The organism is Lysobacterales bacterium, assembly GCA_014946745.1.
Taxonomy (GTDB): Bacteria; Pseudomonadota; Gammaproteobacteria; order Xanthomonadales; family Xanthomonadaceae; genus Aquimonas.
In genome coordinates this window covers 1,050,382-1,063,874 of the sequence record JADCRD010000001.1, presented here as the reverse complement: position 1 = coordinate 1,063,874, position 13,493 = coordinate 1,050,382, and the positions used below count along the sequence as shown (strand labels likewise).

The 13,493-nt window shown below is 71.2% G+C and carries 8 protein-coding genes; 5 read left to right on the top strand and 3 right to left on the bottom strand.

What is annotated here, in order from left to right; genetic code table 11:
- The first annotated feature begins 461 nt into the window (after positions 1 to 461).
- The 4 genes from H4O13_04350 to H4O13_04335 are packed head-to-tail and all read left to right on the top strand — an operon-like array spanning position 462 to position 4,360.
- Positions 462 to 971, top strand: a complete 510-nt coding sequence (locus H4O13_04350; GenBank protein MBE5314616.1) for a FixH family protein — start codon at positions 462 to 464, stop codon at positions 969 to 971.
- 8 nt (positions 972 to 979) lie between these two features.
- Positions 980 to 3,415 carry a cadmium-translocating P-type ATPase gene (gene cadA, locus H4O13_04345; GenBank protein ID MBE5314615.1) on the top strand — a complete coding sequence of 812 codons (2,436 nt, stop codon included), beginning with the start codon at positions 980 to 982 and terminating at the stop codon, positions 3,413 to 3,415.
- Positions 3,412 to 3,612 (top strand): cbb3-type cytochrome oxidase assembly protein CcoS, encoded by a 201-nt coding sequence (gene ccoS / locus H4O13_04340; protein MBE5314614.1) that lies wholly within the window; start codon positions 3,412 to 3,414, stop codon positions 3,610 to 3,612. Before cadA ends, ccoS begins: the two co-directional genes overlap by 4 nt.
- Before the next feature lie 16 nt (positions 3,613 to 3,628).
- Positions 3,629 to 4,360 (top strand): sulfite exporter TauE/SafE family protein, encoded by a 732-nt coding sequence (locus H4O13_04335; GenBank protein MBE5314613.1) that lies wholly within the window; start codon positions 3,629 to 3,631, stop codon positions 4,358 to 4,360.
- A 165-nt stretch (positions 4,361 to 4,525) separates the two neighbouring features.
- Here the strand turns inward: H4O13_04335 and H4O13_04330 are convergent, their stop codons facing one another.
- The gene (locus H4O13_04330; GenBank protein MBE5314612.1) at positions 4,526 to 6,817 is read right to left on the bottom strand and encodes a caspase family protein; all 2,292 of its coding nucleotides are present in this window, start codon (positions 6,815 to 6,817) and stop codon (positions 4,526 to 4,528) included.
- Between the two features lie 144 nt (positions 6,818 to 6,961).
- Here H4O13_04330 and H4O13_04325 point away from each other — a divergent pair, with 144 nt between their 5' ends.
- Complete coding sequence (locus H4O13_04325; GenBank protein MBE5314611.1) at positions 6,962 to 11,356, top strand: autotransporter domain-containing protein; 4,395 nt, start codon at positions 6,962 to 6,964, stop codon at positions 11,354 to 11,356.
- 359 nt (positions 11,357 to 11,715) lie between these two features.
- Here the strand turns inward: H4O13_04325 and genX are convergent, their stop codons facing one another.
- Entirely contained in the window at positions 11,716 to 12,693 is a 978-nt protein-coding gene (genX, locus tag H4O13_04320) for an EF-P lysine aminoacylase GenX (protein MBE5314610.1), read from the bottom strand.
- Positions 12,694 to 12,698: 5 nt separating this feature from the next.
- A complete protein-coding gene (gene lepB / locus H4O13_04315) occupies positions 12,699 to 13,493 on the bottom strand; it encodes a signal peptidase I (GenBank protein MBE5314609.1) in 795 nt (264 codons plus the stop codon).

Sequence of the window (13,493 nt, the reverse complement as noted above, 5' to 3'; positions counted from 1 at the left end):
ACGAGTAGGAACACTGTCGGGCCGCTCTCCCCTCCTGTGCGTGCACTCCACAGGATGCAGCCCGGCCTCCGGAACGGTCCTCCCCGGCCGTTCCGGATTCCTAAGGCAACACGGATCAAGTCCCTCCTGGCCTTGATACGTGGTCGCGAGTCCGGCACAGGTCCGGACTCGCTTGCGCGGGATCAAGCACCTGCGTGCTCGATCCGCGGGCGCGCCCTCCATGGCGCGCGGCAACGCTGAATTCTTCAGCGTTGTCCTGATTGTTGGACGGGCGTGTTCGAACGATCGAACTGAGCCCTGGACGTCCCCGGGACACCGCGGTCGCCACGGACGGCGCCGCGGTGAACTGCCGGACAGCGGCGCCGAACGCGCGCCGCGGATTGATCGACCTCAAAGCGCTTACGGCCGCGGCGGCTAACCTGTCGCCTTCGCGGCCTGCGCCGCCCCCGGTCGATCCGCCCATGAGCTCCAATCCGTCCGTCCGCCCCTGGTTCCGCGAACCCATGGTCTGGCTGGTCATCGCCCTGCCGATGACCGCCGTTGTCGCCGGGCTGAGCACGCTCGCCATCGCGATCCGCTCCGGCAGCACCGACGCCGTGCCCGACGTCGTGCGCCGCACCCTGCAGATCCAGGATGCCGACATCGCGGCCGACCGCCGCGCGATCGAACTGGGCCTTCGCGGCGAACTGAGCATCGACGTGGAGACAGGCGCCATTGCTGCGCGGATGCAGGGCCTTGGCGAGAACACGCCGGCTCTGACCCTGCGCCTGCTGCACGCCGGCCGCGCCAGCCGCGACCTCGAAGTCCGGCTGGTGCAGGCAGGCGAGACCTGGCACGGCCGGGTGGACGGCGCCAAGGGGCAGGCCTGGAACATCGAGCTGTCCGCGCCCGATCACCGCTGGCGTGTCGGCGGCCGGCTCGACCCCGGCGCGACTCACAGCGAACTCATCCCCATGCTGTCGGGCGGTTGAGTCCTGGCATGGACATGCGCAGCCCCGCCTGTCACCACTGCGGCGAGCCGCTGCCGGCCGCCCCGGTGCTGGCCGAGTTCAAGGGCACGCAGCGCGCGTTCTGCTGCGGCGGCTGTGCGGGCGCTGCGCGCTTCATCGAGCAGGCAGGTCTCGGCGACTACTACACGCTGCGCGAGGAGCAGGGCCGCCGGGTCGGCGAGGACGCGCAGGACTACAGCGCCTTCGACCGCGAGGACGTGCTGCACGAGCACAGCCGCGTGCCGACCGAGGCACCGGACTGCCGCGAGCTGACCTTGATCGTCGACGGCATGCGCTGCGCAGCCTGCGCCTGGCTGATCGATCGCGCGCTCAGCACGCTGGACGGCGTGGAGGACGTGCAGTCGAACGCGATCAGCGGGCGCGTGCGTCTGCGCTGGCGGCCGGCGCAGCTGCGCCTGTCGTCGGCACTCGAACGTCTCGCCGGCCTCGGCTATGCGCCGCATCTCTCGCCCGGCGAGGGGCTGGAGCGCGCCCGCGCCGCCGAGCGCCGGCAGCTGCTGCTGCGTCTCGGCGTGGCGGGCTTGGGCAGCCTGCAGGCGATGATGTTCGCGGAGGCGCTGTATCTGGACTTCGCCAACCAGATGGCGCCGGCCACGCGCGACTTCTTCCGCTGGATCACCTTCGGCGTCTCGGCGCCCGTGGTGTTCTACGCGGGCTGGCCGTTTCTCGCGGGCATGGTCAGCGAGTGGCGCCAGCGTCGCCTCGGCATGGACACGCTGATCGCCAGCTCGGTGCTGCTGGCATATGTCGCGAGCCTCGTCGAAACCCTGCGCGGCGGCGCCCACGTGTGGTTCGACGCCGCGGTGATGTTCGTGTTCTTCCTGCTGGTGGCGCGCTACCTCGAACGCATGGCGCGGCAGCGCGCGAATGCTGCGGTGGATGCGCTGGCGCAGGCGCGGCCCGCCTTGGCCTGGCGGCTCGATGCAGGCGACGAGGCCGAGCAGGTGCCGGTGGCGGCGCTGGCGGTGGGCGACCGCGTGCGGGTGCCGGTGGGCGAAGCGCTTCCGGCCGATGGCGTGCTCGACATGGCGGCCGCCGAAGTCGATGAAGCCCTGCTCAGCGGCGAATCGACGCCGGTGGCCAAACGCGAAGGCGACGAGGTCTATGCCGGCAGCGTCGCGCGCCTGCAGCCGCTGCAACTGCGCATCACCCGCACCGGCCAGGACACGCGTCTCTCGCATCTGACTCAACTGGTCGAACGCGCGCAGAACGCGCGGCCCCGCGTGGCGCAGATCGCCGATCGCGTGGCCGGCCACTTCGTCGCTGCCCTGCTGGTGTCGGCGGCGCTCACATTTGCAGTGTGGTGGCAGTTCCACCCCGAGCGCGCCTTCGAGGTGATGCTGGCGGTGCTGGTGGTGAGCTGCCCCTGCGCGCTGTCGCTGGCGATTCCGGCTGCACTCGCCACCGCCGGCAATGCGCTGACCAAGCTCGGTGCCCTGCCCCTGCGCGGCGACGCGCTGAGCGATCTGGCCGAAGTCGACACCGTGCTGCTGGACAAAACCGGCACGCTGACCACCGGCAGCCCGCAGATCGCGCGCGTCGAGGTGCTGGGCGAGCTCGATGCCGAGGCCGTCACCCGCATTGCCGCCGCGCTCGAACGCGACGCCGGCCATCCGCTGGCGCGCGCCTTCGCAGGCCTCGCCGCACCGCGCGCGGAGGCCATCGAAGTCACCGCCGGCGCCGGTGTCGCCGGTGACGTCGAAGGCCGAAGCTGGCGCATCGGCCACGCCCGCTTCGCCGCAGGACTGGATCGCGATCTGCCCGGCGTCTGGCTGGGCGACGGCGCACGCGCTTTCGCCCGCTTCGAGCTCGTCGATGCTCCGCGCAGCGATGCGCGCGAGGCGATCGCCGCGCTCAAGGCCCAGGGTCTGGACGTCGAAGTGCTGAGCGGCGATGCGCCGGAGGCAGTGCAGGCCACGGCGCGCGCGCTCGGCATCGCGCGCTGGTCGGCGCGCGCCACGCCGGAATCCAAGCTGGTCCGCCTGCGCGAACTGCAGGCGCAGGGCCATCGCGTGCTGATGCTGGGCGACGGCATCAACGACGCGCCGGTGCTGGGCGGCGCCGATGTCTCGATCGCGCTGGCCTGCGGCGCGCCGATGGCGCACCGCGCCGCCGATATCGTGCTGTCGGGCGAGCGCCTGATGCGCCTGCCGCAGGTGGTTCAGCTGGCCCAGCGCACGCGCCGGATGATCCGCGAGAACCTCGCCTGGGCCCTGCTCTACAACGCCATCGCCCTGCCCTTCGCCGCCGCCGGCTGGGTGACGCCGTGGATCGCGGCGCTGGGCATGGCCGGCTCGTCGCTGCTGGTCACGCTCAACGCGCTGCGGCTCGGACGCAGCGCTGCGTGGACGCTGCCGGATGCGGGGAGAATGCTGCCTCCAGCATCGGCCAAGGCCAGCGGATGAGCGTTCTGATCTACCTGGTGCCGGTCAGCCTGGTGCTGCTGGGTCTCGCGGTCTGGGCGTTCTGGTGGGCAGTGAAGCGCGGGCAGTTCGACGATCTCGACACCCCGGCCATCGACATCCTCGCCGAGGACCGCAAGGACGGCGCGCTGAAGGACACCGCCGAAGCGCGCTCGCAGGCCGAGCAGGAGCCGCCATGACTCGACGCGACGCCGTATGCCCATTGACTGGCTGAGCCTGGGCGCCGCCCTGGTCGCCGGCCTGCTCGGCGGCGTGCACTGCGTGGCCATGTGCGGCGGCGTCGCCGCCGGCATCGCGGTCAGCGCGCGCGCGCAGACGCCGGGCGAGGCCTGGCGCATGGCCTGGCGCAGCAACCTCGGTCGCATCACCGGCTACACCTTGGCGGGTCTGCTCGTGGGTGGCTTCGGCGCGGGTCTGATCGCACTCGCGCGCAGCGATGCCCTGCTGCTCGGCGCGCGCATGGCGGTGGGCGCGGTGCTGGTACTGGTCGGCCTGCGCATGCTGTTCCCCGGCGCTGGCTTCAACCTGTTTGCCAAGCCGGGCGCCGCGCTGTGGGCGCGACTGGCGCCGCTGCAGCGGCGCCTGCTGCCGGCCAATACCGCGCCGCGACAGTTCGCGATGGGCCTGCTCTGGGGCTGGCTGCCCTGCGGCCTGAGCCTGACCCTGCTCTCAGCCGCATGGCTCAGCGCTGACGCCCTACAGGGCGCCCTCATCATGGCCAGCTTCGGCCTTGGCACCCTGCCGCTGATGCTGCCGCTGACCTACAGCGGCGCCCGTGCGCTGCGCTGGCTGCAGCGCCCCGGCGCCCGCCGCGCCGCGGCCGCCCTCGTCATCACCTCCGGCCTGCTGACCCTGGCCGCGCCCTGGCTGGCGCAGATCCCGGCGGTGCACGGGGTGCTGCAGGCCTTGGGGTGTAGGACGGTCTGAAGCGGGGATTGGGGATTGGGGATTGGGGATTGGGGATTCCAAGCCCGCAAGCGTCGAGGCTGCGGCTGAAGCCAAGGGCGCGATGCGAAACCAATCCACAGGCAGGGCGACTACGCCACGCGCGACTCCGGCGGCTGTGAATCCCCAATCCCCAATCCCGTCGCTTCAAAGCGGCCTGAAGAAAAACTCCCCCGCCTCGTGCCCGGCGAACTGGATCGGCGCGTACTGCGGCACCTGCGAGATCGGGGCGTCGAGGGCGGCCAGCGCCAGCGAGGCGTTGATCTCGCGGTACAGGCGGGCGCCTTCGAGCACGCGGTTGTTGTCCTGCAGCACGTTCAGGAAGGCGCGGGCGAAGTAGGAGTGGCGGCCGCTGCCGGCGTCCGGCACCGGCTGCAGGCCGCCCGAGGTCAGGGCCAGACGCGAGCGAGAGCTGCTCAGGCTGCGCACCCACTCGGCCCAGTCGGCGTCAGGCTCGGTGGCCGCGTAGCTCGGCACGCCGGCACCGGCCAGGGCGCCCGAGTAGCAGGAGTCGGCCACCACCAGCACATGGCGAGAGGCGAGTCCCTCCAGCAGGTCCGACACCGCGCGGTTGGAGATCCAGCTGGAGGCGTCAGCGCCGCGGGCATCGACCGGAATCCAGTAGCCCTCGCGGCCGTCGGCCGACAGCTCGCCGTGGCCGGCGTAGTAGACCAGCAGGTTGTCCTCGGGCTTCAGGGTCTGGCGCAGCTCGGCGAGCGCACTCAGCACGTCCATGCGGGTGGCGTTGAGCAGCAGGCGGGTCTCATGGCCATAGCGTTCGCGCAGCAGCTGGGCCACTGCTGTCGCGTCGTTGACGGCGCTGCCCAAGGCCGGAAAGCGCGCGTCGCTGTAGCGGTTGTTGCCGATCACCAGCGCATGGAAGCGGCCAAGCTGGATCGAGTCCGGCAGCCGTCCGGGTGCGGGGCTGGAGGACGGCGCTTCGGCGTTCGCGGCCTCAGTAGCGAGCAGGCTGAAGCTCAGCTCGGCGACTTCGCCGCCGCGACCCAGCGCCTCGATGCGCACGTCGAGCCCGCCCGGCGGCACTTCGACGCTGGCGCGGAACAGGCCGTTGTCGGCCAGCACCACCGGCAGCTCGTTGACGCTGAGACGCTCGATGCGGTTCGGCTGGGAGACCCGGCCCACCACCGCCTGGCGTCCGGGAGCGCTGCGCGCGGCGCCACCGCCACCGCCGCGGGTGAGCACCAGCGAGGGGCTGATCACTTCCAGCTGCGGCAGGACACTCGCCAGCACCCCGCCACCGGCCAGAGCCACCTGCTGCTCCAGCGCGACGATGGCGAGCTGCTGCTCGCGCAGCACGCTGTCGCGCTCGGCGAGCTGGGTTTCGAGCAGCTTCATCAGCTGCCAGTCTTCCTGCTTGCGCGCCTCGAGTTCGCGCTCCATCGCGGCAAGCTGCTCGGCATAGGCGGCGCGCTCGCGCTCGGTCGACGATGCGGCCGCCGCGGCCTGCGATTCCAGCGCCGCGGCCGAGGCTTGGCCGGACTCGATCGCGCGCTGCACGCGCTGGCGCTGCTCCTCCAGCGCAGCCGCGTCCGCCGCCTGCGCACTGGCCAGTTCCGCGGCTTGGGCCTCGCGCCGCTTGACCGATTCGCGCTGCGCCGCCAGCCGCTCACGCAGGCTCTGCAGCTCGTTCTCCTGCGCTTCGATGCGGCTGCGCATCGCCTGCAGGTCGGCGCGCTCGGCGCCGGCGCGTTCGCGCACCTCGGCGAGCTGGCTGCGCAGGCGCTCGGCCTCGCTGCGCGCGCGAGCGGCATCGGCGCGACGCTGCGCCAGCTCGGCCTCGAGTTCCGCCACGCGCTGCTCCAGCGCCGCGATCTGCTCGCGCTGCGCGGCGATGGTCGCGTCGCGCTTTTCGAACTCCACCCGCACCACCGAGGCGTAGAGCAGTTCGTCGCCGGCGCCGGCGGACTCGCGGTACAGGTTCAGCGCACGCAGGGGATCGGCCGCCACGCCCTGGCCCTGCTCCAGCAGCAGGGCGAGATTGGCCTTGGCGCGCTTGTGGCCCTGGGCGGAGGCCTTTTCGAACCAGCCCGCAGCCGCCAGCGGGTCGGGTGCCGTGCCCAAGCCTTTCATCAGGATCTCGCCGACGTAGTTCTGCGCTTCGGCGTCGCCGGACTCGGCCGCGCCGAGCCAGACCTTCATCGCGGTGCGGTAGTCGGCGCGATCGAAGGCGACATACTCGCCGCCGCGAATCGCGCAGTCGGCCTGGGTGGTGCGTACCGGTCGACGCGCTGACAGGAAGTTGGCCTGCGCCCCGAGGCGTCGAACCTGACCCGGCAGCAGGCAATCGACGATCAGCAGGTCTTCCGGTGTGGCGACCGCGGCGGCCGTCGCCGCCCCCGGCGCCGCCAGCGCGCCTGCCAGAACCAGAGCCGCGCCCAGGGCGCCGAACGCAAAGCGAGACAGCACACTGCCGCTCATGCCACACCTCCGGCGATTGCCTGAACGCGTTGTGAAGCCGCGAGTATACTCGCGTGACTTTGGTCACGTTCCGGCCCTCGGACTGGGCCGCTTGACCGCCAGTCGGAACCCGCCATGACACCGCAGCCCGCAGGAGCCCCGCCAATGGCCACGATCCGCACCTTGCTCCGGCGCATTGGCGCGCAGCGGCTGGCCGCGACAGCAGTGCTTCTGCTCGGCCACAGCGCCGTGCAGGCGACGGGCTGTCGCCTCGAGTTTGCCGAATCCTCGCCACTCAACCTGCAGCCAGCCAGCAGCATCACGGTCTCGCTGCGCGCCGTCGATTCCGGCGTGGGCGTCTGCACCCTCGCGAACTACGCGATCAGCGTGTCCGCGAACACGACCGCCGGCACGCTCATCGCCCCGTTGACCGGCAGTCTGATCGGCAACTCGGCGCCGCAGACCCTGAACGTCACGACGCCCGCCGCGGGTGGCGGCACCATCACCTGGCAAGCGGCCTGCGTCAGCGGCTGCGAGGCTGCGACGCCGCCCAATCCCACGCTCACGGTCAACATCCTCGGCGGCCCGCGCGAGATCAGCCTGCTGGGCGGCACGCCGACGGAAGCGCCGCCCGGAGCGCCGGTGCCGGTCGCGGTACGCGTAACCGACGGCGGCATTCCCGCGCCCAGCGTGGCGGTGAACTGGGCGGTCGTGAGCGGCGGCGGCTCAGTGCAGCAGGCCAACACGCCCGCCGACGCCACCGGACTGGCGCCCAACGTTCTGCAGGCGCCACCCGTGCCGGGGCCAGGGCTGTTTCGAGCCACTCGCGGCGATGATCCATTGGTCAGCACCGTGATTCCGATCGAGGCGGTGGTTTACAGCCTCAGCCCCGGCGCGGGCGCCACCAGCACCGTGCCGGGCACAGCGCTGACGCTGCAGGCCCTGCTCACGCGGCAGGCCCAGACCTTGAGCGCGCCGGTCGGCGCGCAGGTGCTTTGGCAGTTGGTCTCCGGCCCCGCTGGCGCACAGCTGAGCCCGCAGAACAGCGGCTTGACCACAACCACGGGCGCCAGCAGCGCGGTGTTCCTGGCCTCCCAGCCGGGCACCTATGTCGTCCAGGCAGGCTTTTCCGCCAGCCCGCTGTTCCCGCCCAGCCTCCAGTCGTTCACCGTGACTGTGGGCGCGGGTTCGACCGGCAGCATCGAGGTGCTCGATGCACCCGCCGCTGTGTTCAGCGAGGACACCACGGCAGGCGGCATCGAAGTGCTGCTCAGCGGGCCGGTCGGCAACGGCGCGCCCGCCCCCTTGGCCAATGCCGAGGTCAGTTTTTACATCAGCAGCGGCGAAGGCGGTTTTGGCAATGGCAGCGGCCTGCACATCGAACGCACCGACGCCAGCGGCCGCACGCGCAGCCCCAGTCTGACCGCCGGTCGCAGCACCAACCCGATCGTGGTCGAGATCGCCAGCCCGGGCCTGCCGCGGACGCAGGCTGTGGTCGGCGTGCGCGCCTCACGCTATCGCATCGAAGCGCGGCCACAGGTGCCGCCGTTCGGCGGCACGTATCTGCTCAACGCGCAGCTGTGGCGGCAGGGTGCGGCGGGTGTGGATGTGCCCGTCGTGGATGGACTGGTCACCTGGAGCGCCGGCTCGGGGCAGTTGGCCGACACCAACTCGCGCAGCGACACCCAGGGTGTGGCCAGCAACCGCTTCACGCCGGGCGCGCCGGGGGTCTACGAGATCACGGCGCGCTTTGAACCCGGCCCCGGTCTCACCGGCGGCAGCGCGCGCTTCCGTGTCGAGGTCGCGGGCGGACAGCTCCGGGTGCTATCGGGCGATGGACAGCGCGCACCGGCCGGCACGGATCTGGCCTTTCCGATCGTGCTGCAGGCGCTTCGCGATGGCGCCCCCGAATCCGGCATTCCCGTCCGTCTGGGCTCGGTGGTCGCAGGCCTGGTCGAGGCCACCCCCGCGGTCGCCAACACCGACAGTCAGGGCCGCGCCAGCTTCCGCGTGCGGCTTTCGGCGAATGCCCAGGGCGAGGTGGCGCTGCGCGGCCTGCGCGAAGACAGCGGCGCGCAGGTGGCGCTGCGCGCCAGCGCCGGCACCGCACCTGCCCAACGCCGCCTGGAGGCACTGGAGGGCAGCGGCCAGAGCGGCGTTCCCGGCAGCCTGCTGGCGCGACCGCTGCTGCTGGCGGCCACCGATGACGGCCGCGCCGCGTCGGGCGTGCGCATCCAGTTCAGCGTGCAGCCCGAGGGCGTCGCCGAGGTCCTGCCCGGCGCGGACCTTACCGGTGCCGACGGCCGACTGTCGGCGCAGGTGCGCTTGACCTCGCTGGCCGCCGGGCCGCTGCGGGTGCTGGCCACGCGCAGCGACGATCCCAGCGCCAGCGCGGAGTTCACCCTGTTCGCAGCCGTTGGCGGCGAAACCAGCCTGCAGATCGAGGCCGGCGATGCCCAGGTCGGCGTGCGCGGCGCGCGCGGCAGCGACCTGGTGGTGCGCCACACCGTCAACGGTCGACCCGCAGCCGGCATCAGCGTGCAGTGGAGCAGCCTCTCCGGCCCCGCGCGCCCGCTCCAGACCAGCAGCCTCACCGACGCCGAAGGCCGCGCCCGCGTGCCGCTGGAGTTCGGCGGCGCGGCCGGCAGCTCGCAGATCCTCGCGCGCATCAATGCCGATCTCGAAGTGCGCTTCCGCATCGAGACGGTCGAGGGTGCACTGCAGCCGGTCGCCGGCAACAACCAGTCCGCCGCCGCCGGCAGCGCGCTGGCGCAGCCGCTGGTGGTGCGGATCGAACCCCGCGCGGCCGGCATTCCGGTCGAATGGCGCGTGCTCTCGGGCGGCGGACGATTGAGCGAAACCACCACCAGCACTGACGCCAATGGCGAAGCCCGGGCGCGCTGGACGCTCGGCCCGGAGCCCGGCCCGCAGACCGTGGGCGTGCGCCTGGCCGGTGGCGCGGAACAGGTCTTCACCGCGCAAGCGGGGGCCCTGCCCGGCACGCGTCTCGAGATCGTCAGCGGCAACGCCCAGCGCTTGCCGCCGGGCGTGGACAGCGCGCCGCTGGTGGTGCGCGTGCTCGATGCAGCGGGCGCGCCCGCGCCGGGCCAGCGCCTGCGCTGGAGCAGCGCCAGCGCCCGGCTCGACGCCGAAACCAGCACCACCGACGCTGGCGGCCGGGCCAGCGTGCGCGCGCGCCTTGCCCTGCCCGGCGAAGCCCGCGTGCAGGCCACGATCGAAGGCAGCGAAGCCCGCGTCGAGTTCACGCTCAACGCGGGGCTCGGGCAGTTGTCACAGCTGACGCCGCGCCAGCGCGAAATCGCCGACGTGCTCGACCGCGCCTGCACGGCGCTGGCTGCACTCGCCAATCCGACCGCCGCCCAGCGCGATCTGCTTGCCCGCTGCGCCGATTTCTCCGGCGCCGCCGGCGGTGACCCCGGGGCGGTCGGAACCGCGCTGTCGCAGTTGCCCAACGACGTCGGATTGAACCTCGCGCGCGCCGGCGACGAAGCCATGCGCGGCCAGACCGGTAACCTCGACCAGCGTCAGCGCGCCTTGCGCGGTGGCCCGCGCGTGCAGATCGAACTGGGCTTGAACACGCCCGACGGCAGCCTGCCCTTGTCGGCCCTGCCCGCACTGGCGGCGCTGGCCGATGGCGAGGGCGTGCAGGAAGAGGCTGGGGCCAGCTTTGAGCGTTGGGGCGCCTTCGTCAACGGCAGCCTGGGCCGCGGCCGCTCGCGCGGTGTCGGCCTGAACCCGGCCTTCGACTACCAGCTCGGCAGCGTGACCGCCGGCGTCGACTATCGCTTCAGCGACCGCTTCGTCGCTGGCGCTGCGGTGGGCCTGAACCGCGACAGCACCGATCTCGCCGAGGGCCGCGGCGAGCTCAAGAGCCGCGGCAGCGCAGTCTCGGCCTACGCCAGCCTCTGGCTGCCAAAAGACGCCTACCTCGACGCCAACCTGAGCCTCGGTCGCAGCCGCTTCGATCTCACTCGACGCCTGCGCTTCCGCTTGGGCAACCTGAGCGTCGACCAGCTCGCCCTGGCCGAGACCGATGCCAATCTGCTGGGCGGCAGCCTTGCCCTGGGCCGCGACTGGCAGCATCGCGCCTGGAGCCTGGGCGCCTACCTGCGCGGGCAGTTCAGCCAAGTCGAGTACGACGCCTTCGAGGAGCGGCTGATTGGCGGCCGCGCCGGTGAAGGCTTTGGCCTCGGCGTGCAGTCGCCGCGCTGGAGCAGCCTTGAGGGTGTCCTGGGCGGCCGCGCCTCGCGCGCCTACAGCTTCGATTGGGGCGTGCTGCTGCCCAGCTTGCTGCTCGAGTACAGCCGCGAGTTCAGCGATGACCCCTCGCGGCTCGACGCCCGCTTCCTCGCCGACCCGACCGGCGGCGTGTTCACCCAGAGCGGAGCTGCGATCGACCAGAGCCACCTCAACCTCGGCCTTGGGGTGAGCGCACTGTTCCCGGGCGGACGCAGCGGATTCCTGCAATACGAACGCCGCCTGCAGGACGACAACATCAGCCACTGGCTGCTGTCGATCGGCGGGCGTTGGGAGTTCTGAGAGCCAGGAACGAGTTGAGAGGAATGAGGAGTGAGTGGAGAGGAGTGAGGAGTGAGAGGGCGCGAGGCGAGGTCTGGCGCGATGGTACTCACGAGACAGAGCTCCGCTCGCGGCATCTGCTGCCGTCGGCGCGCGGGGCTGCGTAGCTCTCACTTCTAGGAGTGAGTGGAGAGGAGTGAGGAGTGAGCGGGCGCGAGGCGAGATCTGGCGCGATGGTAATCAAGAGACAGAGCCCGCGCACCGCATCTGCTGCCCTCGCCCCGCGGCCGCGCGCGGCTGCGAAGCTCTCGCTCCTCACTCCTAGCTCCACCCACTCACTCCTAGCTCCTCTCCACTCACTCCTAACGCCTCCCCGCTCCTCAAGCCCTTGGCCCAGCGAAGGCAATGACCTGGTCGATCCGCTTGCTGCCGCTCAGCAGCATCATCAGCCGATCCACGCCCAGCGCCACGCCCGCGCAGTCGGGCAGGCCATGCTCCAGAGCGGCCAGCAGGTGCTCATCCAGCGGTAGAGGAGTATCGCCGCGCGCGCGGCGACGCTGGTTGTCGCGCTCGAAGCGGGCGCGCTGCTCGCGCGCGTCGCTCAGTTCGTGGTAGCCGTTGGCCAGCTCGACCCCGCCGACATAGGCCTCGAAGCGGCAGGCGTGCGCTTCGGCGCCCTCGCCCACCACCCGCGCCAGCGCGCACTGGCTGGCAGGAAAGTCGTAGAGCAGCAGCAGCTCGTCGCGCGGCAGCGCCGGCTCGATGCGATGGGTCAGCAGCAGGTCGAGCCAGTCGTCGCGCTCCAGCCCGGAAGCATCGATGTCATGTCCTGACAGCGCCGCGCGCAGCTCGTCCTCGCTGGCCAACGCAGGGTCGATCCCGACATGCTCGCGGAACAGATCGCGATAGCTCGAACGGCGGAGCTTCAGCGTCCGCCCAAGCAGGGCGAAGACCGCGCACAGCAGCTCGGCCACCTCATCCATCAAGCGGTAATGGTCGATGCCCAGCCGGTACCACTCGAGCATGGTGAACTCTGGGTTGTGGCGACCGCCGCACTCGCCGTCGCGGAAGACCCGGCCCAGCTCGTAGCAGTCGCCGATGCCCGCAGCCAGCAGGCGCTTCAGTGGAAACTCGGGCGAGGTGCGCAGATAGCGACGCCGGGAGCCGCCTGCGTGCGGGCCGCTGTAGTCGAGCGCGAAGCTGCGGATGTTCGGCTCGGTGTTGCCGGCCGCCGACATCAGCGGTGTTTCCACTTCGAGCACGCCGCGCGACTCGAAGAAGGCGCGGATGCAGTGATTCAGGCGCGCCCGGAGGCGCAGCGCCTCGATGCCTGCACCGGGGCGCCAGTCCGCCTGCATGGCGATTACTCGATGCCCTGGCCGATGCGGCCGAACTCGAAGTCGCTGTTGAACCAGATCAGGAAGGCGCGGCCGACCAGATTCTGTTCCGGAACGAAGCCCCAGACGCGACTGTCGGCGCTGTTGTCGCGGTTGTCGCCCATCACGAAGTACTGGCCTTCCGGCACCACCCAGCGGCCCTCGCCCTGCCGGCCCAGCTGATTCGGACGCATCAGGATCTGGTGCTGGCGCTCGCCGAGCGTCTCGCGCAGGTGATCGGCACCGTCCATCTCGCGCCCCGCACCCACGCCGATGTAGCGACCGATGCGCTCCTGCGCCTGCGGCTCGCCGTTGATGAAGATCGTCTTGTTGCGATACACGACCTCGTCGCCCGGCAGACCCACCACGCGCTTGATGTAGTTCTCTTTCGGATTCACCGGGTAGCGGAACACCACCACATCGCCGCGCTCAGGCAAGCCCATCTCGATGATCTTGGTATCCAGCACCGGCAGGCGCAGGCCGTAGGTGAACTTGTTGACCAGGATGAAATCGCCATCCTGCAGGTTCGGCATCATCGAGCTGGACGGAATGCGGAACGGCTCGGCCAGGAAGCTGCGCACGATCAGCACGATCAGGATGACCGGGAAGAACGAGCGCGAGTACTCGACCAGGATCGGCTCGCGTACCACCTCCGTGCCCAGGCTGGAGTTCGCCTGGGCGCGCTCGGCGCGTGCTCGGGCAAAGAACAGGGCGTCAATGCCCCAGACGATTCCGGTGAATGCGGCCAGACCAACCAGCAGGGCAGCGAAGTCGAAGTTCAC